Annotated in this window: 24 protein-coding genes and 1 other RNA gene; 12 read left to right on the top strand and 13 right to left on the bottom strand. The window is 67.6% G+C overall.

All coding sequences use genetic code 11. The features are described from left to right. Nucleotides 1–5: 5 nt before the first annotated feature. Genes ubiH through FSV73_RS22090 form a run of 3 tightly spaced genes read right to left on the bottom strand, consistent with a single transcriptional unit; the run spans nucleotide 6 to nucleotide 3,084 of the window. Nucleotides 6–1,187, bottom strand: coding sequence for a 2-octaprenyl-6-methoxyphenyl hydroxylase (gene ubiH, locus FSV73_RS22100; protein ID WP_145011526.1), 1,182 nt, complete (start codon nucleotides 1,185–1,187; stop codon nucleotides 6–8). Continuing rightward, nucleotides 1,174–2,523: a Xaa-Pro aminopeptidase gene (gene pepP / locus FSV73_RS22095; protein ID WP_145011523.1), complete on the bottom strand. Its 1,350-nt coding sequence runs from the start codon at nucleotides 2,521–2,523 to the stop codon at nucleotides 1,174–1,176. The genes ubiH and pepP overlap by 14 nt, the downstream gene beginning before the upstream one ends. A 6-nt stretch (nucleotides 2,524–2,529) precedes the next feature. Beyond that, entirely contained in the window at nucleotides 2,530–3,084 is a 555-nt protein-coding gene (locus tag FSV73_RS22090; protein WP_145011520.1) for a UPF0149 family protein, read from the bottom strand. 98 nt (nucleotides 3,085–3,182) lie between these two features. Between FSV73_RS22090 and FSV73_RS22085 the strand changes: the two genes are divergently transcribed. From FSV73_RS22085 to FSV73_RS22070, 4 genes are all read left to right on the top strand, one after another. Further along, nucleotides 3,183–3,413, top strand: a complete 231-nt coding sequence (locus FSV73_RS22085; RefSeq protein WP_145011517.1) for a TIGR02449 family protein — start codon at nucleotides 3,183–3,185, stop codon at nucleotides 3,411–3,413. Further along, complete coding sequence (locus FSV73_RS22080) at nucleotides 3,410–3,718, top strand: cell division protein ZapA (RefSeq protein ID WP_145011514.1); 309 nt, start codon at nucleotides 3,410–3,412, stop codon at nucleotides 3,716–3,718. The genes FSV73_RS22085 and FSV73_RS22080 overlap by 4 nt, the downstream gene beginning before the upstream one ends. Before the next feature lie 78 nt (nucleotides 3,719–3,796). After that, nucleotides 3,797–3,974: non-coding RNA, 6S RNA (gene ssrS / locus FSV73_RS22075), on the top strand. 9 nt (nucleotides 3,975–3,983) lie between these two features. Continuing rightward, on the top strand, nucleotides 3,984–4,607 hold the full coding sequence (locus FSV73_RS22070) for a 5-formyltetrahydrofolate cyclo-ligase (RefSeq protein WP_145011511.1): 624 nt from the start codon (nucleotides 3,984–3,986) through the stop codon (nucleotides 4,605–4,607). Here the strand turns inward: FSV73_RS22070 and FSV73_RS25650 are convergent. After that, entirely contained in the window at nucleotides 4,604–4,753 is a 150-nt protein-coding gene (locus FSV73_RS25650; RefSeq protein ID WP_186309313.1) for a hypothetical protein, read from the bottom strand. The genes FSV73_RS22070 and FSV73_RS25650 overlap by 4 nt on opposite strands. A 182-nt stretch (nucleotides 4,754–4,935) precedes the next feature. Between FSV73_RS25650 and FSV73_RS22065 the strand changes: the two genes are divergently transcribed. Continuing rightward, entirely contained in the window at nucleotides 4,936–5,391 is a 456-nt protein-coding gene (locus FSV73_RS22065) for an EVE domain-containing protein (RefSeq protein ID WP_145011508.1), read from the top strand. 9 nt (nucleotides 5,392–5,400) lie between these two features. On the opposite strand, the gene FSV73_RS22060 is transcribed toward FSV73_RS22065, so the two are convergent. Both FSV73_RS22060 and FSV73_RS22055 read right to left on the bottom strand, forming a co-directional pair. Then, on the bottom strand, nucleotides 5,401–5,817 hold the full coding sequence (locus FSV73_RS22060) for a flagellar basal body-associated protein FliL (protein ID WP_145011505.1): 417 nt from the start codon (nucleotides 5,815–5,817) through the stop codon (nucleotides 5,401–5,403). A gap of 44 nt (nucleotides 5,818–5,861) precedes the next feature. Next, nucleotides 5,862–6,887, bottom strand: coding sequence for a DUF5924 family protein (locus FSV73_RS22055; RefSeq protein ID WP_145011502.1), 1,026 nt, complete (start codon nucleotides 6,885–6,887; stop codon nucleotides 5,862–5,864). Nucleotides 6,888–7,076: 189 nt separating this feature from the next. Between FSV73_RS22055 and glpT the strand changes: the two genes are divergently transcribed. Beyond that, nucleotides 7,077–8,417, top strand: a complete 1,341-nt coding sequence (glpT, locus tag FSV73_RS22050; RefSeq protein ID WP_145011499.1) for a glycerol-3-phosphate transporter — start codon at nucleotides 7,077–7,079, stop codon at nucleotides 8,415–8,417. A 514-nt stretch (nucleotides 8,418–8,931) separates the two neighbouring features. Here the strand turns inward: glpT and FSV73_RS22045 are convergent. The 4 genes from FSV73_RS22045 to xylA form a co-directional block, all read right to left on the bottom strand. Next, nucleotides 8,932–10,068 (bottom strand): sugar ABC transporter permease, encoded by a 1,137-nt coding sequence (locus FSV73_RS22045; RefSeq protein ID WP_145011496.1) that lies wholly within the window; start codon nucleotides 10,066–10,068, stop codon nucleotides 8,932–8,934. Beyond that, a complete protein-coding gene (gene xylG, locus FSV73_RS22040) occupies nucleotides 10,068–11,624 on the bottom strand; it encodes a D-xylose ABC transporter ATP-binding protein (RefSeq protein ID WP_145011493.1) in 1,557 nt (518 codons plus the stop codon). The genes FSV73_RS22045 and xylG overlap by 1 nt, the downstream gene beginning before the upstream one ends. 63 nt (nucleotides 11,625–11,687) lie before the next feature. Continuing rightward, complete coding sequence (xylF, locus tag FSV73_RS22035; protein ID WP_145011490.1) at nucleotides 11,688–12,689, bottom strand: D-xylose ABC transporter substrate-binding protein; 1,002 nt, start codon at nucleotides 12,687–12,689, stop codon at nucleotides 11,688–11,690. A 117-nt stretch (nucleotides 12,690–12,806) separates the two neighbouring features. Further along, complete coding sequence (xylA, locus tag FSV73_RS22030) at nucleotides 12,807–14,123, bottom strand: xylose isomerase (RefSeq protein ID WP_145011487.1); 1,317 nt, start codon at nucleotides 14,121–14,123, stop codon at nucleotides 12,807–12,809. Between the two features lie 185 nt (nucleotides 14,124–14,308). Between xylA and FSV73_RS22025 the strand changes: the two genes are divergently transcribed. Beyond that, nucleotides 14,309–15,562 (top strand): XylR family transcriptional regulator, encoded by a 1,254-nt coding sequence (locus tag FSV73_RS22025; RefSeq protein ID WP_145011484.1) that lies wholly within the window; start codon nucleotides 14,309–14,311, stop codon nucleotides 15,560–15,562. Here the strand turns inward: FSV73_RS22025 and FSV73_RS22020 are convergent. Beyond that, the gene (locus FSV73_RS22020; RefSeq protein WP_017639603.1) at nucleotides 15,544–16,074 is read right to left on the bottom strand and encodes a Dps family protein; all 531 of its coding nucleotides are present in this window, start codon (nucleotides 16,072–16,074) and stop codon (nucleotides 15,544–15,546) included. The genes FSV73_RS22025 and FSV73_RS22020 overlap by 19 nt on opposite strands. Before the next feature lie 374 nt (nucleotides 16,075–16,448). Here FSV73_RS22020 and FSV73_RS22015 point away from each other — a divergent pair, with 374 nt between their 5' ends. From FSV73_RS22015 to FSV73_RS22005, 3 genes are read left to right on the top strand one after another with little or no spacing between them, the layout of a single operon-like run. Then, nucleotides 16,449–17,162, top strand: coding sequence for a hypothetical protein (locus tag FSV73_RS22015; RefSeq protein ID WP_260856142.1), 714 nt, complete (start codon nucleotides 16,449–16,451; stop codon nucleotides 17,160–17,162). Continuing rightward, on the top strand, nucleotides 17,159–17,572 hold the full coding sequence (locus tag FSV73_RS22010; RefSeq protein ID WP_145011481.1) for a phage holin family protein: 414 nt from the start codon (nucleotides 17,159–17,161) through the stop codon (nucleotides 17,570–17,572). Before FSV73_RS22015 ends, FSV73_RS22010 begins: the two co-directional genes overlap by 4 nt. Next, entirely contained in the window at nucleotides 17,569–18,546 is a 978-nt protein-coding gene (locus tag FSV73_RS22005; protein WP_145011478.1) for a DUF3618 domain-containing protein, read from the top strand. Before FSV73_RS22010 ends, FSV73_RS22005 begins: the two co-directional genes overlap by 4 nt. 71 nt (nucleotides 18,547–18,617) lie before the next feature. On the opposite strand, the gene FSV73_RS25645 is transcribed toward FSV73_RS22005, so the two are convergent. Next, nucleotides 18,618–18,770: a hypothetical protein gene (locus FSV73_RS25645; protein ID WP_186309316.1), complete on the bottom strand. Its 153-nt coding sequence runs from the start codon at nucleotides 18,768–18,770 to the stop codon at nucleotides 18,618–18,620. A 68-nt stretch (nucleotides 18,771–18,838) separates the two neighbouring features. Then, a complete protein-coding gene (locus tag FSV73_RS22000; protein ID WP_145011475.1) occupies nucleotides 18,839–19,819 on the bottom strand; it encodes an aldo/keto reductase in 981 nt (326 codons plus the stop codon). A 256-nt stretch (nucleotides 19,820–20,075) separates the two neighbouring features. On the opposite strand from FSV73_RS22000, the gene FSV73_RS21990 reads away from it, so the two are divergent. After that, nucleotides 20,076–20,990, top strand: a complete 915-nt coding sequence (locus FSV73_RS21990) for a LysR family transcriptional regulator (RefSeq protein WP_145011469.1) — start codon at nucleotides 20,076–20,078, stop codon at nucleotides 20,988–20,990. Nucleotides 20,991–21,063: 73 nt separating this feature from the next. Next, on the top strand, nucleotides 21,064–22,797 hold the full coding sequence (locus FSV73_RS21985) for an OPT/YSL family transporter (RefSeq protein WP_145011466.1): 1,734 nt from the start codon (nucleotides 21,064–21,066) through the stop codon (nucleotides 22,795–22,797). The last annotated feature ends 123 nt before the right edge of the window (nucleotides 22,798–22,920 follow it).

Genomic DNA, 22,920 nt, shown 5'->3' with positions numbered 1-22,920 from the left:
GCAGGTCAGGGACGGGTACCCAGGCCCATGGCCTGGCGGGCGAAGGCACTCTTGGCCGGCGGGCACAGCTCCAGGCCGACCAGGCCCAGGTTGCGTCCGGCACTCAGCCAGGGCCGGCTGTTGGAGAACAGCCGGGTGATGCGATCGGAAAAGCCGATGGTCAGCTGCTGGTCCAGGCGCTGGCGCTGCAGATAGTCCTGCAGGACGGCGAAGTCGCCGGGCGCCGTGGGGCTCTCCAGCAGGCAGTCGGCCAGGCTGTCGACGTCGCGCAACGACAGGTTGAAGCCCTGGCCGGCGATGGGGTGCAGGCTGTGGGCGGCATTGCCCAGTACCACCAGTTGCGGGCGGACCTGCTCGGCGGCCTCCAGCAGGGTCAGCGGATAGGCATGGCGGGTGCCGACCTGGGTGAAGCTGCCCAGGCGATAGCCCACGGCGCGTTGCAGTTCGGCGAGGAAGACCGTCTCCGGCGCCTGCTGCAACCGCAGCGCCTCGCCGTCCGGCTGGGTCCAGACCAGGGCGCTGCGCTGGCCCGGCAGGGGCAGCAGCGCCAGGGGACCATGGGCCGTGAAGCGCTCGAAGGCGCGCCCGCCATGGCCGAGGTTGGTGGAGACGTTGGCGATCAGCGCGGTCTGCTCGTAGAGGGTACGGCGCACCTCGATGCCCAGGGACTCGCGTAGCGCCGAGCGGCCGCCATCGGCAACCACCGCCAGGCCACAGTCGAGGGTCGCACCGTCGTCCAGCTCCAGGCGATAGCCGTCGGCCAGGGCGGTCAGCCGGCGCACCTCGGCCGGGCAGCGCCAATCCACCACCTCGCGATCCAGCGCCTGCCAGAGCACCTGGCCGATCCAGGCGTTCTCCACCACGTAGCCCAGCGCCGGCAGGTTCTCGTCGCGAGCGAGCAACCGGGTCACGCCGAAGCGGCCCTGGTCGGACACCTGGATCTCACCGATCGCCTCGGCGTGCTCGGCCAGGGCGTCCCAGACCCCCAGTCGCTGGTAGATCAGCCGCGAGCCGTAGGACAGCGCCGAGGAGCGGGCGTCGTAGCTGGGCTGGTAGGTATCGCCGGGAGCGAAGGGCTCCACCAGCAGGATGCGCCAACCGCGCGCCTTGGCGCCGGCCTGCAGGGCTAGCGCCAGGCTGGCACCCACCAGGCCACCACCGATGATGGCGATATCAGGACGTTGCATGAGCGTTCTCCCGGCGGTCGCGCGCGGCCGCCATCAAGCCTTCGATCTCCGCGGCCGCCTTGGGCAGGCCGGCGGTCAGCACCTCGCAACCGCTGCGCGTCACCAGCACCTCGTCCTCGATACGGATACCCAGGCCGCGCCATTTGCGCGGCACCTCGGCATCCGCCGGGATGTACAGGCCGGGCTCCACGGTCAGCACCATGCCCGGCTCCAGCATCCGCCACTGGTCGCCGATGCGGTATTCGCCGACGTCGTGCACATCCAGCCCGAGCCAATGGCCGGCGCGGTGCATGTAGAAGTCGCGACAGGCGCCGGAGTCGATCAGGTCATCCAGCTCGCCCTGGAGCAGGCCCAGGGCCAACAGCCCCGCGGTGATCACCCTGACCGTGGCCTCGTGGGGTTCGTTCCAGTGCCGTCCGGGCGCCACGCAGGCGATGGCGGCCTGGTTGGCCTCCAGCACGATGTCGTACAGCTGCCGCTGCTCGGGCGAGAAGCGGCCATTGACTGGAAAGGTGCGGGTCACGTCGCTGGCATAGCAGTCCAGCTCGCAGCCGGCGTCGATCAGCACCAGCTCGCCGTCACGTAGGGGCGCATCGTTGGCCTGGTAGTGCATGACGCAGGCATTGGCACCGGCCGCGACGATGGAGCCATAGGCCGCCAGCCGTGCCCCACCCTGGCGGAAGCAGTAGTCCAGCTCCGCCTCCAGGTGGTATTCGCGCAGGCCCGGCCGGCAGGCCTGCATGGCACGCAGGTGGGCGGCGCAGGTCAGCTCGGCGGCCGCCTTGAGCAGCCGCACCTCGGCGGCCGACTTGTACAGCCGGCTGTCGTGCAGCAGGGTATCCAGCGCCAGCAATTCCCGCGGTGGCGAGGCGCCCTGGTCGGCCTTGGCGCGGATCAGTTCGATCCAGTTGAGCAATTGCCGCTCGAATTCCGGGTGGGCGCCCATGGCGTAGTAGACCCGCTCGCGGCCTTCCAGCAGGCCCGGCAGGATGTCGTCCAGGTCGCCGATGGGAAAGGCGTCGTCGGCGCCATAGTCGGCCAGTGCTCCTTCCTGGCCGGCGCGCCGCCCCTCCCAGCGCTCCAGCTCGGCGTCCCGCTCGCGGCAGAACAGCAGGTATTCGCCATGGGCCCGGCCGGGAATTAGCACGGCCAGGGCTTCGGGTTCGGGAAAGCCGGTGAGGTACTGGAAGTCGCTGTCCTGGCGATAGGGCTGCTCGATGTCGCGATTGCGCAGACAGACAGGCGCGGCGGGCAGCAGGGCGATGCCGCCGTGGCCGATCTCGGCCATCAGGGCGCGGCGGCGACGGGCGAATTCGGCCTTGTGGATCCGCGGCATGGCCGCTCAGTGCACCACGGGGGCGGGTTCGGGGATGGGACCGCGGCCGTATTCGCCATAGAGCAGCAGCGGGGCGACACGCAGGTATTCGGTGACTTCCATGAAGTCGTTCTCGCCTTCCTCGCCTTCCTCGGCGGGCTCCTGGATCTGGGCGATGGCCGCCAGGTCCTCGAGCACCTCGCGCGCCTCGCCGGAGACCTCGCCGGTGCGCCCGGACAGGCCGAAACCGGCCAGGAAGCCCTGGCACCACTGGCCCAGGGCAGCGGTACGCTCGGCGAGGGGGAATTCGTCCGGCGGCAGCATCAGCACCAGGGCCACCTGCTGGCCGGCGAATTCCTGCTGCACCATGCCGAGCAGACCCGACAGCGCCGCCTGCAGCCGCTCGCCGGGCGCGCCACCGAGCAGCTCGCTGGCCGCGGCCAGCCAGTCGTTCTCGTCGAAGCCCGCGCCACCACAGACCCGGCCGAGCAGGTGACCGTGGAGTTCGGCGGGCGAGACCGGCAGGGCTGCCTCGGCGAGCAGGGTGGCGAAGGCGGCGTAGGCGGATGCTGAGCTGGACATGGCGTCGAGGGGAGGCGCTGGCTAGAATGAAGCCTTATCCTACGCGCTGACCCCGCCGGCGGCCAATCTCGTTGCACCCTTCTGGAGCTGTAGCCCTCATGCGCGAGTCTCGCGACACGCCCCTCGACGCCGACCTGGACGCCCTCGGTGACCGTGTGGAGCGCCTGCTCCTGCGCCTCGAAGAGCTCCAGCGGCAGAACCAGCAGTTGCGCCACAGCGAGCGCAACTGGCGCCAGGAGCGCGCCGAGCTGATCGAGAAGAACGAATTGGCCAGATCGAAGGTCGAAGCGATGATTTTACGCCTGAAAGCCTTGGAGCAGGACTCATGAGCATCGAGACCGTGACCGTCCAGATACTGGAAAAGGAATATCGCATCAGTTGTCCCGCCGACGAGCGTGCCAACCTGGAGAGCACCGCGCGCTACCTGGACGGCAAGATGCGCGAGATCCGCGCCAGCGGCAAGGTCATCGGCGCCGACCGCGTGGCCGTGATGGCCGCCCTCAACATCACCCACGAGTTGCTGCACCGCCAGGATGACGTCAGCCTGGAGGTGAGCAGCACCCGCGAGCGGGTCAGGGACCTGCTGGATCGCGTCGATCGCGCCCTCATCACCGAACACGACACCACCGCCTGACCGGCCAGCCGGCCGCCCGGCACGGTGGCCGGGGATAGCCGGGGGTTTGCATCCCGGCTCAGGGGCGTATACTGGAGTCACTCTCTGGTGTGTGCGCCAGTCGGTCATGTCCCCGAGCCGATAAGCAACACCCCGGGGGTTGCTCGTCAGACTGGTGTGCATGTCCGCTACGGCGGAAAGCCTAAAGGTCTACGACTTCTCCCACCTTGAACCAAGGGTTCAAGGGCTACACCGGCAGCGGCATTCCGGAGAGCTCATTTCTTCCATGACCACCCCGCCTTCTCCCGATCTCAGTCGGCCCGCGCTGCGCAAGCTCCTGCGCCAGCGACGTCGCGCCCTCACCCCCGTTCAGCAACGCCTGGCCGCTCGCCGCCTCTATCGGCAACTCGCCCAGCACCCGCTGTTTCGTCGGGCCCGGCATATCGCCTTCTACCTGCCCAGCGATGGCGAGATCGATCCGCGTCCGCTGCTCGAAGAAGCCCAGCGGCGAGGCAAGGCCACCTACCTGCCGGTACTTTCCCGCTGGCCGCGCACGGCGATGATCTTTCAACGGGTCGGTCGCGGCGAGCCCTGGGTCAGCAACAGATTCGGCATCGCCGAGCCGCGCCCGGATCGCCGCCTGGGACGGTCGACCTGGGCCCTGGCGCTCATCCTGATGCCACTGGTGGGCTTCGACCCCCAGGGCGGGCGCCTGGGCATGGGCAAGGGTTTCTATGATCGCAACCTGGCCTACCTGGCCCGCCGGCGGCAGTGGCACAGCCCGCGGCTGATCGGCTGCGCCCACGAGTGTCAGAAGGTGGAGCGCCTGGCGCTGGCGGCCTGGGACGTGCCCATGGCGGCCGTGGTGAGCGATGGCGGCTGGTATGGCCAGCGCGAGGGAAGAAGCTAGCGCACCGGCGGTATTTCGCTGGTGTAGCGTGCGTATTGCTGCTGGCTCTGGCGCTGCTCCCAGAAGCTCTGGGTGTACCCGGTGGTGACGACACCCAGGGTGAAGATCAGGACCAGTACCCACAACAGATCAGGTTTGCGTTTCATCGAACTGGGCCACCCCCTTGCTGGCACCTTTGGGCAGGACAGGACGTCGCCCTGTTATGCTCAGCGCGTACGGTCAGACTTCATCCGGAATGCGCGGCATTCTGCGACAAGCGGTCGCCCCTTGCAATCGACCAGACCCTTTCCTGGAAGCTCCCGGGCTTCCATTCGTCAGGAGACGAAACGTGGCCTGTTGGCTGTTGAAATCCGAGCCGGATGAGTTCTCGCTGCACGACCTGCAACGCCTGGGACAGGCACGCTGGGACGGCGTGCGCAACTACCAGGCGCGCAACTTCCTGCGCGCCATGGCGCCCGACGAGCTGTTCTTCTTCCATCATTCGAGTTGCGCCGAACCGGGCATCGCCGGCATCGGCCGGATCGTCGGCGCGGCCTTCGCCGACCCCACCGCGCTGGACCCCGAGAGTCCCTACCACGCGCCCAAGGCCGGCGCCGACAGCAATCCCTGGACCGCGCGCCAGGTCGCCTTCGTCGAGGCCTTTCCCCGGGTGCTGACCCTGCCGCGCCTGCGCGAGCTGCCGGCACTCGCCGACTTCGCCCTGCTGCGCAAGGGCAACCGGCTCTCGGTGATGCCGGTCAGCGCGGCGGAATGGGCGGCCATCGTCGCCGCCGCCCGCGGCTGAACGCCCGCGTCAGGGCTGGATGATCAGGTTGTTGAACAGCAGGTCTTCCACCAGGGGCTTGCCCTCCTCCTGGTTGACCACCCTCTGCACCTGCTTGAGCGCTTCCTGGCGCAGCTTCTCGCGGGCATCGACGCCCGCCAGGGTGTCGTCGGTCTGCTGGGCGAACAGCATCACCAGCTGGTTGCGAATCAGCGGCTCGTGGAACTCGACCCGCTCCTTGGCCTCCTTGCCGGTCATCATCAGGGCGATGTCGGCCTTGTAGTACTTGAGCTTGGGACCACTGCCGTAGTTGCCGACCAACGCCGGGGTCAGGTTATAGAACTCGGTCTTGGGGGCCTCCCCTTCCTTTTTCTCGTCCTTCTTCTCTTCCGCCCAGGCATTCAGGGCCAGGCAGAAGGACAGCACTAGGGCAACGGCAGCTTTCACGACGGATCCTCGCAGGTGGATGACTGCAGCATAGCCAGCGGGGCTCAAGGGGTCACCTCGAACCTGAGGGTTCCGATCACCTGGCCGACGTCCGTCACCACCTGCACCTGCCAACGGCCGGTCACGTCGCCGGGGAAGTTCTGCTTGTGGGTCCAGGCGCGATAGCCCGCCTCGCGACCGCCGCTGATGTCCAGGGGGATGCGGTCGACTTCCTGGCCGGCATGGCGCCAGACGTGATAGATGCGTTCGTTGAGGCCGCGCGGCGCGTTGATGGCGGTGAAGGCATAGAGTCCCTGGGCGCGCAGCTGGGCGACGCTCAGGCTCTTGACCGCATCGCCCGGCTGGCGCTTGAGGCTGTCGAAGTTGGTGCTCATGCCCATGTCGGTCAGCCACAGGGTGGCCGGCGGCACCCAGGCGCGGCCCAGCCAGCCGAAGGCGCCAATGGCCAGGCACAGGCCCAGCAGGCCCAGCCAGCGCCAGCCCAGGCGCACCCTGAAGGCCACCGCCAGGCTGGGAAAGGACAGCAGCACGGCGACGCCCAGGGCCAGTTCGTAGCTCTGGGTGGTGGTCAGGTGCAGGATGATCGGCAGCGCGGTGAGCAGTACCGCGAACAGGGTCACCGTGTGGTAGCTGAGGAACACCCAGCGCCGCGGCGCCAGGGCCTTGTAGTACAGCGGATCGATGATGGACACCAGGGCGGCGGCGCCGAGCAGTCCGGTGAACAGCGCCTGGCCGCTGTTCCAGGCCGTGGTGATGGCGAAGAACGGCAGGCAGAAGAACAGGCTTTCCTGGTGGATCAGCTGGGTGGCGTAGCGCAGCAGCGGCGGCGGCAATTCCCAGCCGAAGCGCCGACTGACCCAGCCACGAAGCACGTTTTCCAGCATCAGCCAGACCCAGCTCGCCAGCATCACCACCGCCATCACCGGAGCGAAGCCCTTCTGCCGGTCCACCAGCAGGAAGCTGCAGATCCCCGAGATGAAGCCGGCCAGGGCGATGAGCCGGGGATAACGCTCGAACAGCGCGGTGACCAGGGTCAGGACGCGGGAATACAGGACTTTCCAGGCAGGCATGGCGACTCGCGAAAGACGACGGCGAAGACGCGCCACCCTAGGCCCGCAACCCGCGCAGATCAAGGGGAAACCGGGGCTCGCCGCCACAGGGCGGAAAAGCCTGTGCAGGCTGTCATATCCTTGTAATATTCGAAAACGAACCCGAAATGTTCGTTTTCGATTAATACCTATAACAATATCGAGGCTCCCATGCTTGGAATCTTCGCCCCCGCGGCCCATCGCCCGCCGCTCCCCGCCGATCGCATCGACCCTGTCTACCGCCGCCTCCGCTGGCAGATCTTCGCCGGGATCTTCATCGGCTACGCCGGCTACTACCTGCTGCGCAAGAACTTCTCGCTGGCCATGCCCTACCTGGTGGAGCAAGGCTACAGCCGCGGCGAGCTGGGGGTGGCGCTGTCGGCGGTGGCCATCGCCTACGGCCTGTCCAAGTTCCTCATGGGCCTGGTCTCGGACCGCTCCAATCCGCGTTACTTCCTGCCCGCCGGCCTGGTGCTCTCGGCGCTGGTGATGCTGCTGTTCGGATTCGCACCCTGGGCCACCTCCAGCGTCAGCGTCATGTTCGTGCTGCTGTTCCTCAACGGCTGGTTCCAGGGCATGGGCTGGCCGCCCAGCGGGCGCACCATGGTGCACTGGTGGTCGCAGAAGGAGCGCGGTGGCGTGGTCTCGGTTTGGAACGTCGCCCATAACGTCGGCGGCGGCCTGATCGGTCCGCTGTTCCTGCTCGGCCTGTTCTGGTTCAACGACTGGCACTCGGCCTTCTACGTCCCGGCGGTGGTCGCCCTGGCGGTGGCGGTGTTCGCCTTCGTCACCATGAGAGACACGCCGCAGTCCTGCGGCCTGCCCTCGGTGGAACACTGGAAGCAGGACTTCCCCGAGGGCTACAGCGAAGGCCACGAGCGCGAATTCTCCACCAAGGAGATCTTCGTCGAGTACGTGCTGAAGAATCGCCTGCTCTGGTACATCGCCCTGGCCAACGTCTTCGTCTACCTGCTGCGCTACGGCGTGCTCGACTGGGCGCCCACCTACCTCAAGGAAGCCAAGCACTTCTCGGTGGACAAGACTTCCTGGGCCTACTTCTTCTACGAATGGGCGGGCATCCCCGGCACCCTGCTCTGCGGCTGGCTCTCGGACAAGCTGTTCCGCGGCAATCGTGGCGCCACCGGCGTGGTCTTCATGCTCGGCGTGCTGGTCGCCACCCTGGTCTACTGGCTCAACCCCGAAGGCAACCCCGGCGTTGACCTGGCCGCCCTGGTCAGTATCGGCTTCCTGATCTACGGTCCGGTAATGCTGATCGGCCTGCAGGCGCTGGAGCTGGTGCCGAAGAAGGCCGCCGGTACCGCCGCGGGCTTCACCGGGCTGTTCGGCTACCTGGGCGGCTCGGTGGCGGCCAACGCCCTGGTCGGCTACACCGTGGACCACTTCGGCTGGGACGGCGGCTTCATGCTGCTGATCGGCTCCTGCATGCTGGCCATCGTCTTCCTGGCGCTGACCCTAAGGCATACCGGGATGGTGGCCAAGGCGCGACGCTGAGCCTGGCGGCAACCCCGCAGGGTGGATGGCGGCGCGGCCTCATCCACCGGGGCTCGAGGTGGAAAACGCTGCGCGGTTTTCCACCCTACAGTCCGGCTGATCGCGGTCCTGGACCGCCCCTGGGTTTAGGCCAGCTGTCGGAGCGGCCGCAGCGGCGGACCGCCATGGCCGCGATTGCCGCTGCTGGCCAGGCTCCCTCACCCCAGCCCTCTCCCGGAGGGAGAGGGGGTGGTCAGGCGTGGTGGCTGGATGCGTCGCACGGCTGACGGTGCGGCCTCCGCCACTGGCAGCAACCCTGGCAGCAATCGTAGCCTGGATGACGGCGCAGCCTCATCCGGGACCAAGCAGGGCGCCAACGGGTGGAAAACGCTGCGCGGTTTTCCACGCTCCTTCACTCGCCATCGTCTTCCTGGCGCTGAGCCTGGTGGCAACCCCGTAGGATGGATGACGGCGCAGCCTCATCCACCGGGGCTCAAGGTGGAAAACGCTGCGCGGTTTTCCACCCTACCTCACGTCAACGTCGGGCCGTCCGGGTGCTGACGTCCACCCACACCGCCAGGACCAGGATGCCGCCCTTGACGATCATCTGCCAGTAGCTGTCCACGTCGAGCATGGACATGCCGTTGTCCAGGCTGGCGATCACCAGGGCGCCGAGCAGGGCACCGTAGACGGTGCCCGAGCCGCCGCGCATGGAGGTGCCGCCAATGAAGCAGGCGGCGATGGCATCCAGTTCGCCCATGGTACCGGCCGAGGGCGAGCCGGCGGCCAGACGCGCGGTGTTGACCAGACCGGCCAGGGCGCACATCACCCCCATGAGGCCGAAGATGCCCAGCTTGATTGCCTGGACGTTGATGCCCGACAGCCGCGTGGCTTCCAGGTTGCTGCCCACCGCGTAGATGCGGCGGCCGAACACCGTCTGGCTGGTGATGTAGCTGAACACCCCGAGCAGGACCAGCAGGATCAGCACCGGCACCGGGATGCCGTCGTAGCGGTTGAGGGTCTGGATGAAGGCCACCAGCACCACGCCGATCACCGCCACCCGCAGCACGTCGCGCCACAGCGGCGCCAGGCTCAGGCCCAGCGCCTTGCGCTTGCTGCGCTGGCGCCAGGTAAGGACGACGGCCACGGCGAACAACACGCCGCCCAGCACCACGCCCACCAGCGGCGGCAGGTAGCCTTGGCCTAGGTAGACCAGCTCCGGCGACACCGGGGCGATGGTGACGCCACCGGTGAGGCCGAGCAGCACGCCGCGAAAGGCCAGCATGCCGCCGAGGCCGACGATGAAGGAGGGAATGCCGCGATAGGCGCTCAGGTAGCCGTTGACCAGGCCGATCAGCAGGCCACCGGCGGCTACCGCCAGCAGGGTGATCGGCAGGGGCACGTGGTAGGTGACGTCGAGCAGGGCCGCCACCCCGCCGAGCAGGCCCAGTTGCGAGCCCACCGACAGGTCGATCTCGCCGGCGATGATCACCAGCACCATGCCGCAGGCGAGGATGCCGGTGATGGACATCTGCCGTAGCAGGTTGGAGAGGTTGCGTGGGGTGACGAAGCCGCCCTCGGTCTGCCAGCTGAAGAACAGCCAGATCAGGGCCACGGCGATCAGCAGAGCGAGCATCTTGTAACGGGTGAACAGCTGTTTCACGGCGTGCATCAGAATTGCTCCCGGGCTTCGGCGACCGCGCGTTCGGTGGTGCCCAGGGCGGCGGCCAGCACCCGCTCCTGGGTCAGGTTCTCGTTGGGGAAATCGCCGCGCAGCCGGCCTTCGCCGAGCACCAGTACCCGGTCGGAGACGCCGAGCACCTCGGCCAGCTCCGAGGAGACCATGACGATGGCCACGCCCTCGGCGGCCAGCAGGCCGATCAGCCGGTAGATCTCGAACTTGGCGCCGACGTCGACGCCGCGGGTGGGCTCGTCGAGGATCAGCACCTTGGGCCGCGCCAGCAGCATCTTGGAGAGCACCGCCTTCTGCTGGTTACCCCCGGAGAGACCGGTGATGGGCAGGAAGGGGCTGCTGGTCTTGAGCTGCAGCCGGGCGATCTCGGTGTCGATGCAGGACAGTTCCGCCTCGCTGTCGATGCGACTCAGGTGGGCGAATCGGTCCAGCACCGTGAGGGTGATGTTCGACCCCACCCCCAGGTCGGGCACGATGCCCTGCCGCTTGCGATCCTCCGGTACCAGGCACAGCCCGGCACGGATGGACTTCAGCGGGGTACGGGTGTCGATGCGCTGGCCGTTGAGCCAGACCTCGCCCTCGTAGCGGCCGTCGTAGGCGCCGAAGATGGCCGAGACCAGTTCGGTGCGTCCGGCGCCCACCAGCCCGGCGATGCCGAGGATCTCGCCGCGGCGCACGGCGAAGGAGACATCGTCGACGCGCTTGCGCTGGGGATTGTCGACATCCAGGCAGGTGAAGTGGCGCGCCTCGAAGATCACCTCGCCGATCTCATGGGGGATCTGCGGATAGAGGTTGGTCATGGCGCGGCCGACCATCTGGGTGATGATGCGGTCGATGTCCATCTCGGCCATGGGCGTGGTGGCGATGTGCTTGCCGTCGCGGATCACCGTGATGGTGTCACAGATGGCCGCCACCTCGTCGAGCTTGTGCGAGATGTAGACGCAGGCGACGCCTTGCGCCTTGAGGTCGCGGATGATGTCCAGCAGCACGGCGATCTCGGAGGTGGTCAGCGCCGAGGTCGGTTCGTCGAGGATCAACAGCCGGGCGTTCTTGTTCAGCGCCTTGGCGATCTCCACCAGTTGCTGCAGGCCGCCGCCGTATTGGGATACCGGCAGGGCCACGTTCATGTCGGGCACCTTGAGCCGGCGCATCAGCTCCGCCGAGCGCTGCAGCATGGTGGGGTAGTCCAGCCGGCCACCGAAGCGACGCGGCTCGTGGCCCATGAAGATGTTCTCGGCCACCGACAGATCGGGGACCAGGGTCAGTTCCTGGTGGATGATGACGATGCCGGCCGCCTCGGACTCGGCGATGGACTGGGCCTCCAGGGGGCGCCCGTCCCAGCGGATCTCGCCTTCCCAGGTACCGTGGGGATAGACCGCCGAGAGCACCTTCATCAGGGTGGACTTGCCGGCGCCGTTCTCGCCGCACAGTCCGACGCATTCGCCCGGACGCACCTGCAGATCGATGCCATCCAGCGCCCGCACCCCGCCAAAGCTCTTGGCGATGCCGTGCATTTCCAGCAGATAGTCGGCCATGGCCGCTCCTCGCCCAGAAGCCGCCCGACGCCAGGCGTCAGGCGGTCAGCCGGTGGCCAGTGGTTATTTGCCGTCGATCTGGGCCTGGGTGTAGAAGCCGTCTTTGACCAGCAGCTCGACGTTGGCCTTGGTCAGCTCGGTCGGCGTCAGCAGCAGGGTATCGACCTTCTTGGTGCCGTTGTCATAGGCGGAGTTGAAGCCCGGCTTCTCGCCGCGCACCAGCTGCACCGACAACTTGGCCGCCTCGGAGGCGATCAGCTTGAGCGGCTTGTAGACGGTCATGGTCTGGGTGCCGGCGATCACCCGCTTGATGGCGGCGAGGTCGGCGTCCTGGCCGGACACGGCGACCTTGCCGGCCAGCTTCTGCGCCGCCAGGGCCTGGATGGCGCCGCCGGCGGTGGCGTCGTTGGAAGCGACGATGCCATCGATCTTGTTGTCGTTGGCGGTCAGGGCGTTCTCGACGATGGCTAGGGCCTCGGTCGGGTTCCACTCCTTGACCCACTGCTGGCCGACGATCTTGACGTCGCCCTTGTCGATGGCCGGCTGCAGGACCTTCATCTGGCCCTGGCGGAGGATCTTGGCATTGTTGTCGGTGGGGGCGCCGCCGAGCAGGAAGAAGTTACCGGTGGGCTTGGCCTTGAGCACGCCGCCGGCCTGCATTTCGCCGACCTTCTCGTTATCGAAGGAGATGTAGGCGTCGATGTCGGCATTGAGGATCAGGCGGTCGTAGGAGATCACCTTGACCCCGGCCTTCTTGGCCTCGGCCACCACGTTGTTCAGCACCGTGGCGTTGAAGGGCACGATGACGATGGCATCCACCCCACGGGAGATCAGGTTCTCGATCTGCGACAGCTGGCGCTGCTCGTTGGCGTCGGCGGATTGCACATAGACCTTGGCGCCGAGTTGCTCGGCGGCGGCGACGAAGTAGTCGCGGTCACGGGCCCAGCGCTCCAGGCGCAGGTCGTCGATGGAGAAACCGATCTTGGGATGCTGGGCGTCGGCCTGGGCGAAACCGGTGGTGCAGAGGGCGAGCAGCCCCGCGAGCAGGGTGGTCTTGAATGTCATGGTGGCGTCCTTCGTTATTGTTGTTGTGGAGCGATGGAACGGCTCTGAGTGTAACGATTCAGCAGGGTTGTACAAGCGGGCCAGAGCGGCTTTTTTGTGCTGGCCCGCTCAATGGCCTCAGCGGTACAGATAGCGATTGACGATGCCTTCGAGCAACTCCTGGCGACCACTCACCGGCTGGGGCGCCAGGCCCTGGCTGAAGGTGTGCTCGGCGAGTTGTTCGAGGCTCAACTGGCCACCCAGGATGCGCTGACCGAGAGACTGGTCCCAGCCGGCATAGCGCTCGGCCTTGAACTGGCCCAGGGGATCGTCCTGCAACAGCGCCGCGGCGCGTTCCAGCGACAGCGCCAGGGTGTCCATGGCCGCCACGTGGCCGTGGAACAGGTCCACCTCGTCCAGACTCTGGCGGCGCACCTTGGCGTCGAAGTTGAAGCCGCCGCGGGTGAAGCCGCCGCCCTTGAGGATCTCGTAGATCGCCAGGGTCAGTTCTTCCACGCTGTTGGGGAACTGGTCGGTGTCCCAGCCGTTCTGCGGATCGCCGCGGTTGGCGTCGATGCTGCCGAACACGCCCAGGGCCACGGCGCTGGCGATCTCGTGCTGGAAGCTGTGGCCGGCCAAGGTGGCATGGTTGGCCTCGATGTTGACCTTGATCTCCTTTTCCAGCCCGAACTGCTGCAGGAAGCCGAAGACGGTGGCCACGTCGTAGTCGTACTGGTGCTTGGTCGGCTCCTGGGGCTTGGGCTCGATCAGCAGGTCGCCCTGGAAGCCGAGGCGGTGCTTGTGCTCCACCACCATCCGCATGAAGCGACCGAGTTGCTCGCGCTCGCGCGCAAGATCGGTATTGAGCAGGGTCTCGTAGCCTTCACGACCACCCCAGAGCACGTAGTTCTCGCCGCCCAGGCGGTGGGTGGCGTTCATCGCCGTGCAGACCTGGGTGGCGGCGCAGGCGAAGACCTCGGGATCGGGGTTGCTGGCGGCGCCGGCGGCATAGCGCGGGTGGCTGAAGCAGTTGGCGGTGCCCCATAGCAGCTTGACGCCCGTCTCGCTCTGGTGGCGTTCCAGCTCGTCGACCAGGCGGGCGAAGTTCTCGCGGTACTCGGCGAAGCTGGCACCCTCGGGGGCGACGTCGGTGTCATGGAAGCAATAGTAGTCGACGCCCAGCTTGCTGAAGAATTCAAAGGCCGCCGCGGCCTTGGCCCGGGCCTGCTCCATCGGCGAGCCGGCGGCCTGCCAGGGCCGCTGGAAGGTGCCCTGGCCGAAGACATCGCTGCCTGGCCAGACGAAGGTGTGCCAGTAGCAGACGGCCATGCGCAGATGTTCGCGCATGGGCTTGCCCAGTACCAGGCGGTCGGCCTCGTAGTGGCGGAAGGCGAGCGGGGAATCGCTGTCGGGACCGGCGTAGCGGACCTTGTCGACATTCGGGAAGTGAGCCATCGCGTTGTCCTTGTTCTTATCGTTCGCACCCGGCACGGCGTGCCGGCTTGCCCTGATGGTAACGCCGCCACCCGGGCTGCCTATTGTGAAAATCACCAGGGCCGAGTGCGATTTTGCCGCTTGAGAGGCCGGCGCCGGGGTCGTAGTCTGGACGCCCGCCCCGCGCGTCCCGCCGGAAGCCCGCCATGCCCAGCCAGCCGCCCGTCCATCGCGTCGCCCTGCTGTTCAACGGCAGCAAGATCTATGACCGCGGCATCCTCGCGGGCATCGGCAACTACCTGAGCGGTACCCGGGCGCGCTGGGACCTGTTCCTCGAAGAGGACTTCCTCTGCCGGCTGAAGGGCATCGAGCGCTGGCAGGGTGACGGCATCATCGCCGACTTCGACGACCCGGCGGTGAGCGCCGCCCTGGCCCACAGCGCCCTGCCAGTGGTGGCCGTCGGCGGTTCCTATGCGACCCCGACCGACTATCCGCCCGGCATCCCCTATGTCGCCACCGACAATGCCGCCCTGGTGCGGCTGGCCTACGACCACCTGATCGAGTCGGGGCTGACCCGCTTCGCCTGCTTCAGCCTGCCGGCCGCCGACACCAATCGCTGGGCCAGCGAACGCGAGGCCGCCTTCGCCGCCCTGCTGCGCCGCGACGGCCTGCCGGTGGAGATTTATCGCGGCCTGGAGACCAGCGCGCCACTATGGGACACCGCCGTGGACCAGCTGATCGCCTGGTTGCAGGCACTGCCCAAGCCGGTGGGTATCCTCGCCGTCACCGACGCCCGGGCCCGACAACTCCTGCAGGCCTGCCTCACCGCCGGCATCCCGGTGCCGGAGCAGGTGGCGCTGGTGGGCATCGACAACGACCCCCTGGCACGGACCCTGACCCGGGTGCCCCTGACCTCGGTGATCCAGGGGACCGAAGCCATCGGCCGCGAGGCGGCGCGGCTGCTGCATCAGCGGCTGCATGGGGTGGAACTGGGCGCGCCGCGGGTGCTGATCCCGCCGGAGGGCATCAACGTCCAGGCCTCCAGCCGCCACCAGGCGGTCCGTCACCCCCAGGTGATGCGCGCCCTGCACTTCATCCGCCAGTACGCCTGCCAGGGCATCAAGACCGCCCAGGTGGCCAGCTACGTGGGGATCTCCCGCTCGGCGCTGGAACTGTCCTTTCGCCGCGAGCTGGGCCGCAGCCTGCACGACGAGATCCTCGGCTTCAAACTGGCCGCGGCGGCCAAGGCCCTGCAGGAAGGTGCGCCCAGCCTGGCGGACGTCGCCCGGCGTTGCGGCTTCACCTCGGCGCAGTACCTGCACGCCGTGTTCCGCCGGGAATTCGGCTGTACGCCGCGGCAATACCAGCTAAATCCCAGGCCGCTGGCGAGCGTCCATGAAAAAGCCCGTCCGGAGACGGGCTTTCAGGCAACGACCGCGGCTTATTTGCCGACGGTCTGACCCAGGAACCAGGCACGCTCTTCGGCCTGGTCGATCCACTCTTCCAGCAGGCTGGTGGTGGAGACGTCGTTGGCGTCGTCGGTCAGAGTGTGGGTGGTGCGCATGTAGGCGGCCAGCGACTGGTTGTCGTCATGCAGCTCGGTCAGCATCTGGTCGGCCGACAGGTCGGTGGCATCGCTGCTGGCCAGGCGCTTGAGCTGCACCATCTGCTCCAGGGAGCGTACGGTAGGCTGGCCGATCTTGCGGGCGCGCTCGGCGATCAGGTCGGTGATGCCATACAGCTGGGTGGCTTGTTCTTCCAGCAGCAGGTGATAGTCGCGGAAGTGCGAGCCCTTCATGTGCCAGTGGTAGTTCTTAGTCTTGATGTACAGCGCGAAGACGTCGGACAGCAGCACGGCCAGGGCTTCGCCCACCGCCTGCTGGTTCTGCAGGGTGGCGTCTTCGCCCTGGTGGGCCTTCTGCTTGACGCTGGAAACGGTCTTGAGTTCTTGCTTGGCATTGGCAACGGCCATGAGAGATCTCCTGTCATCGGACGTAAGGGAAAGGGAGGTTCGCCAGGGAGCAGCGAACGTCAACGTCTGTAGAAATCGACCGCACTGGGCGAAAAAACGTTCATCGAATCTGCATATCGCCATCATGGGCAAGACGAATGGTCGCCAGCGTTGCGATTGCGTTTCATTGCCCGCCCTAGAGGCCGCGCGGACCCTAGGGCGCTTCGCTTGTAGCTATCCTTGTAGGTAAAACCGTTTGTCAGTTACGGCGGCAAACAGATGCCGTGGCAGAACCGTCGCTCGCCCCCCTCGGTCACCTAAGAGGCAAGGCACACGAACGGTCGCCCAGAGTTCTCTGCCGGCCACGACAAGGTTCTGCACACAGGTAAAAGCGTATGACGACGCCCCTCGATCCCGCCCAGGGACACCCCTCGCAGACCAAGGACGGTTCCACGGCAGAAGCCCATCTGCACGACCTGAAGGAGGTCGCGCGGGATACCGTGCAAGACGCCAAGCAAGAAGGCGCGGCGCACTATGAACACTACCGCGACACCGCCGCCGACCAGCTCGGCGCCATCGCCCAGAGCGCCCAGGCGGCCGCCGACGAACTGGAAGACAAGGACACCCTGGGGCTGGCGCACTATGTCAGCGACATGGCGCAGAGCCTGACCGGCCTGGCCGAGGACCTGCGCGGCAAGAGCGCCGAACAGCTGTTGCACCAGGCCGGCACCCTGGCGCGGGACAATCCTGCGCTGTTCCTCACCGGCAGCATCGCCATCGGCTTCGGCCTGTCGCGCTTCCTCAAGGCCTCGAGCCAACCGGAGTCTGATAGCACCTCGCGCACCAGCGGCGCGGACCAGGTGCCCTCGCTGACCACGCCCTCGGTGGCGGCGGAAAACGAATTGGCGGAGCCGGCGGCCGGTGCCGACGTCATTCACACCAACGCCATCCCCAAGGGCGCCGACGTCCACACGCCGACCACAACCCAGAGCGGCGATCCCATCGGTGGCGCGGCGATCAATCCCGCGCGCAGCGACGACCGCCTGACCACCGGCACCGCCTCCAGTCACCTGGATCGACCCACCCTGAGCGGAGGAAACCAGCCATGATCAACGAGAATCCCACCCCGCGTCCCGGCGACGCCGATACCTCCGTCGTCGGTCTGGTCAAGCAACTGGTCCAGGAAGTCCCGGCGCTGTTCACCAAGGAGCTGGCCCTGGCCAAGGCCGAGCTGGGCGAGTCCCTGCGCACCACCAAGGCCGGCGTCGCCGGTGTGGCGGCCGGTGCCATCGTGCTGCTGGCCGGCTTCATCGTGCTGCTGATGGGCATCGTCTATTTTCTCTCCCAGTACCTGACGCCCTGGGCCGCCGCCCTGCTGGTGGGCGCCGTGGTCATGGTGATCGGCTTCATCATGCTGCAGTCGGGCAAGAAGCAGTTCGAGCCGTCCCACTTCACGCCCGACCGCACCGTCAACAGCCTGCAGAAGGACAAGGACGCCGTACGGAGAGCCGCACAATGAGCATCACCGATCAGATCGATGTGGAATCCCGCAAGAATCCCGAAGAACTCGAGCGCGAAATCGACCAGAAGCGCGAGCGCATCGAAGACCTGGTGGGCGCGCTGGAAAGCCGCCTGTCTCCCGGCCAGCTGTTCGACCAGGCGCTCTCCTATACCAAGGGCCACAGTGGTGAATTCGCCCACAACCTCGGCAATACCCTAAAGGCCAATCCGGTGCCCGCGGTGCTGACCTCGGTCGGCCTGCTGTGGCTGGCGCTCGGGCAGAATCGCACCCCGGCTCCGGCCACCACGGGCACCCCGCTCAAGGACAAGCTGTCCGGTGCGCTGGACTCGGTCGCCAATAGCGCAGGCCAGACCCGCGACTCCCTGAACCGGGGCAGCCACGACGTGCGTGACAAGGTGACCGGCCTGGGCGACACCGTCTCGGCCAAGGCCTCCCAGACCGGCGAGCGGCTGAGCGATACCGCGGCACAAGCCAAGGACACCCTGGCTGACCAGGCGCAACAGCTCAAGGGCAGTTTCGACACCCTGCTGCGCGAGCAGCCCCTGGTGGTCGGCGCCCTGGGCATCGCCCTCGGTGCCCTGCTCGGCGCCGCGTTGCCACGGACCCAGGCCGAGGATCGCACCCTCGGCAAGCACAGCGACAAGCTCACCGCCAAGGCAAAGAAAGTAGCCAGCAGCGGCTACGAGCAGGTCAGCGCCGCGGGCCGCGACGTGGTGGATAAGGCGCGTACGGGTAGCGCCGCCAAGGCCCAGGGGCCATCGACCGCCACCGGCGCGCCCGCCCGCGACCTGGGTAACGATCCCGATGCCGGCGTGGAATCCATGGCCGGTTCGCCGCGGCCCGGCACCGCCAGCACCCTGGGCGCGACCCAGGGCACGGCGGGACTCAACGTCGGGCGTACGGCGGCGGTGGGTGGCACACCCGGTGCGGTGGGCGACGAGAGTGGCCTGGCGACCCCACGCAGCCGCTGACGGCCACCGGCCCACTAAAAAGGCGCAGCGGTCCAGACCGCTGCGCCTTTTTCATCCCGCTTGCGCAGGTATTAATAACCCGGGTCCGGATTCTCCTTGGGGTGTTCCGGTCGCTTGTCGTTCTGCGGACGCTGCTCTTCACCGCCCTGGTTGAGTTCCTTGTGGGTCTCACCGACCTTGCCGGCATTTTCCGGCTTGTGGTCGAGATCTTCGCGCTTGGCCATGATCCTCACCTCTTGTGGCTGAATCCGTTAGGCAACGGGGCGGGGCCAGGGTGCCCCGCCCGCATGGATCAACGGGTGGGCGGGGCCATGAACTCGGGCCCCACCGGGTCCTTGACGTGTTCGGCGAGGATGGCATCGATGGCCGCCAGATCCTCGCCGCTCAGCCGCCAGCCGAAGGCCTCGTCGAGGCCTTGCAACTGCTCGGGCTTGCGTGCGCCCCAGAGAGCGATGGTCGGCCCCCGGTCGAGAATCCAGCGGATGGCCAGGGCCAGCATCGACTTGCCGTGGCGTTCGCGGGCGAAGGTGGTCAGGGCCTCGACCGCGGCCAGGTACTGGGCGAAGCGTGGCGCTTGGAACTTGGGATCGCCCTGGCGCAGGTCATCGCCCTCGAAGCGGGTGGTGGCGGTCATGCGTCCGGACAGCAGGCCACGGCACAGCGCGCCATAGGCCAGCACCACCAGGCCGTGGCGCTGGGCATAGGGCAGCACATCGGCCTCGATGGCGCGTTCGAAGAGGTTATAGGGCGGCTGCACGGTGGAAGGATTGGCGAATTGCCGGAAGGCCTCCAGTTGCTCGGGTGAATAGTTGCTCACGCCGATGGCGAGGATCTTGCCCTCCTGCCGCAGCCGCTCCAGTTCCCCGGCGGTTTCTTCGTGGGGCACCCGGGGATCCGGCCAATGCACCTGATAGAGATCGATGCGATCGGTGCGCAGGCGCCGCAGCGAGTCCTCCACCTCCTGGCGGATGCGCGCGGCGCTGGCGTTGCGGCGCACCTGTTCGTCCGGCCATTCCAGGGCGACCTTAGTGGCGATCACCGCCTGGTCGCGGAGGCCTTCCAGGGCCTTGCCGACGAGCTCCTCGGAACGCCCGAAGCCATAGACCGGCGCGGTGTCGATGAGGTTGATGCCGGCCTCCACGGCGCCGCGGATGGTCTCGATGGAGCGGGCTTCGTCGGTACCGCCCCACATCCAGCCACCGATGGCCCAGGTGCCGAGGCCGATACGGGAAACGGGGGTATCGATACCCGGGATGCGCAGGGTTTCACTCATGGGGGTCTCCAGGCGAAGGCGCCAGTCGAAAGGGTTAGCCTTGTGAGGCTAATTCAAAAGGCGTTGAATGGGGCTCAACGAACTCTTGATCCTTAGAGCCTGTTCAAAGGCTCGCGAGCTAGAGACAAACAAGGCGAAAAGGCCTGAGGAAGCGGAGTTTACGAATGGTAAATGAGCATTCCGAAGGCATTTTCAACGCCGTTTGGCCGACGCGCAGCAGACTTTGGACAGGCTCTTTATCGCGCGAGGACTGCGCATGCCCACCCTGAATCGCGGCGAGCTGGCCGACCTCAACGTCTTCGTCGCCCTGGTCCGCCGGCGCAGCTTTCGCCAGGCCGCCATCGAATTGGGCGTCACCACCTCGGCGCTGAGCCATGCCTTGCGCCAACTGGAGACCCGCCTGGGGGTCAAGCTGCTCAACCGCACCAGCCGCTCGGTGGTGCCGACCCTGGCCGGCGCCGCGCTGGCGGAAAAGCTCGAACAGGGCTTCGCCCTGATCGGCGAGGCCCTGGGCGAACTGGATCTGCACCGCGACGCCCCGGTGGGCCGCCTGCGCCTGAGCGTACCGCGGGATGCGGCGCGGCTGCTGGTGACCCCGACCCTGCCACGCCTGCTGGCCGCCTATCCGCAGCTGCAACTGGACATCAGCGTCGAGGACCGGCCGGTGGACATCGTCGCCGACGGCCTCGACGCCGGCATCCGCTACGGCGATACCGTGCCCCAGGACATGGTCGCCCTGCCGCTCACCGACGAGTTGCGCTGGATCGTGGTAGGCGCCCCTGCCTACCTGGCGCGCCACGGTCGTCCCGAACAACCGGAAGACCTGGCCCGGCACCACTGCGTGCGCCTGCGCCTGGGCAGCGGCGCCCTCTATCGTTGGGAACTGGGCAGTGGCGCCACGACCCGGGTGGTGGACGTACCCGGTCCGCTCACCGTCAACGAGACCGAGACCTCGATCCAGGCCGCCCTGGATGGCCTGGGACTGGCCTATTGCCTGGAATGGCGGGTGGCCGGGGAACTGCGCGACGGTCGCCTGGAACAGGTCCTGCCGGCCTGGGCATCACCCGGGGCGCCGCTGTGCATCTACTACCCGAGTCGGCGCCAGCCGCCACCGGGGCTGCGCCAGCTGATCGAGGCGCTGCGCCAGACCTGGACGCACCGGCAGCCCTGATGGGTGCGAACCAACCGGCGTAGCCGCGGGTCCCCTGACGACGCCCGTCGTTTCCGTGACCGAGGAGCTGCCCTTGCCCGACGCCACCATCGCCCCGTCCGACCTGCCGCTACCGGTGGAGCGCGAACTCAGCCCTCGGGCCCTGCTCACCGGTGCGCTGCTGGGCATCCTGCTGACTCCGGCCAACGTCTATGCCGGTCTCAAGATCGGCTGGTCGTTCAACATGTCGATCATCGCCCTGCTGGTGAGCTACGGCCTCTGGCACCGCCTGGGCCGGCGCCTGCAGCAACCGGGCTGGACGCTGCACGAGAGCAACATCAACCAGACCGTCGCCTCGGCGGCGGCCAGCATCGTCTCCGGCGGCCTGGTGGCGCCCATCCCGGCCTACACCCTGCTGACCGGCCAGGAATTGCCGACCCTGCCGCTGATGGCGTGGGTATTCGCCGTGAGCTTTCTCGGCATCTGGGTGGCCTGGTATCTGCGGCCCCTGCTGCTGGCCGATGCCAGTCTGAAATTCCCCGAGGGCCTGGCCACCCTGGAAGCGCTGCGCCAGGTCTATGCCAGCGGTGCCGAAGCCCTGGCCCGGCTAAGGGTGCTGCTGGGCGCCCTGGCGCTGTCGGCGGCGGTCAAGCTGGTGGATACCTTCGCCTGGACGCTGCCGCGGGTGGCGCCCTCGCCCGCCCTGGAGCGGCTGACCTTCAGCTTCGATCCCTCGCTGCTGCTGCTCGGTTTCGGCGGCATCATCGGCCTGCGGGTCGGCCTCTCCCTGCTGCTCGGCACCCTGCTGGCCTGGGGCGGTGTCGCGCCCTGGCTGCTGGGCAGCGGTATCGCCACGCTGCCAACGGAGGCCAGCGGTCCGCAATACGCCTTCCTGGTGCAGTGGCTGCTCTGGCCGGGGGTAAGCCTGATGGTCTGCGCCACCCTGGCTTCGCTGGCCGTGCGCCTGCTCACCCTGCCCCGCGCCGAACGCCGTCGCCAGGGCTGGCGGCGGCCCCGCGCCTGGCCATTGGCGCTGCTGCTGATGGCTAGCCTGCTGGTGGTGCTGCTGCAGGTGCGGCTGTTCGGCATCGATCCCTGGCTCGCCCTGCTGGCCCTGCCCCTGGCGCTGTTTCTCGCCGCCATGGCCGCGCGGGTGGTCGGCGCCACCGGCATTCCCCCCATCGGCGCCATCGGCCAGCTGTCGCAGCTGACCTTCGGCCTGGCCGCCCCCGGCCAGGTCAACATCAACCTGATGGGCGCCAACACCGCCGGCGGCGCGGCGGGCCAGAGCACCGACCTGATGAACGACTTCAAGGTCGGCAAGGCCATCGGCGCCACCCCGGCCAAGCAGGTGGTCGCCCAGTGCCTGGGCATCGCCCTGGGCGCGGTGACCGGGGTGCTCACCTACCGGCTGCTGATCCCCGATCCCCAGGCGCTGCTGCTCAGCGCCGCCTGGCCGGCGCCGGCGGTGGCCCAGTGGAAGGCGGTGGCGGAAACCCTGACCCAGGGCCTCGGCGCGCTGGACGCGGCGATGCGCCTGGGCATCCTGCTCGGCGCCCTGGCCGGCTTGCTGCTGGGCCTGGCGGAGGCGCTGCTGGCCCCGCGCCGGGCGCTCTGGCTGCCCAGTTCGGCGGCGCTGGGGCTGGCCTTCATCCTGCCGGCCTCGGTGTCCCTGATGATGACCCTGGGCGCCCTGCTCACTGCCCTGGTGCGCTGGCGGGCACCGGGCCTGGCCGAGCGCTTCGCCTTGGCCGCCGCTGCCGGCCTGATCGCCGGGGAAAGCCTGGCGGGAGTCGGCGCCGCCTTCTGGCAGATGCTCACCACTTGAAGTGCGACATCTTGTCAACTGGACAATAATTTCCAGGCGTAATGACTCGAACCTTTCATTAACCTTTCAAATCCAGTAATTTCGCGGAGTTCGGTCCGATTAAGCTTGCCAGCACTGTTTTGC

Source organism: Pseudomonas oryzihabitans (assembly GCF_007665395.1).
GTDB classification, from domain to species: Bacteria; Pseudomonadota; Gammaproteobacteria; order Pseudomonadales; family Pseudomonadaceae; genus Chryseomonas; species Chryseomonas psychrotolerans_C.
Note: the sequence above shows the minus strand (reverse complement) of the source record. Positions and strands in the feature narration are given on the sequence as shown.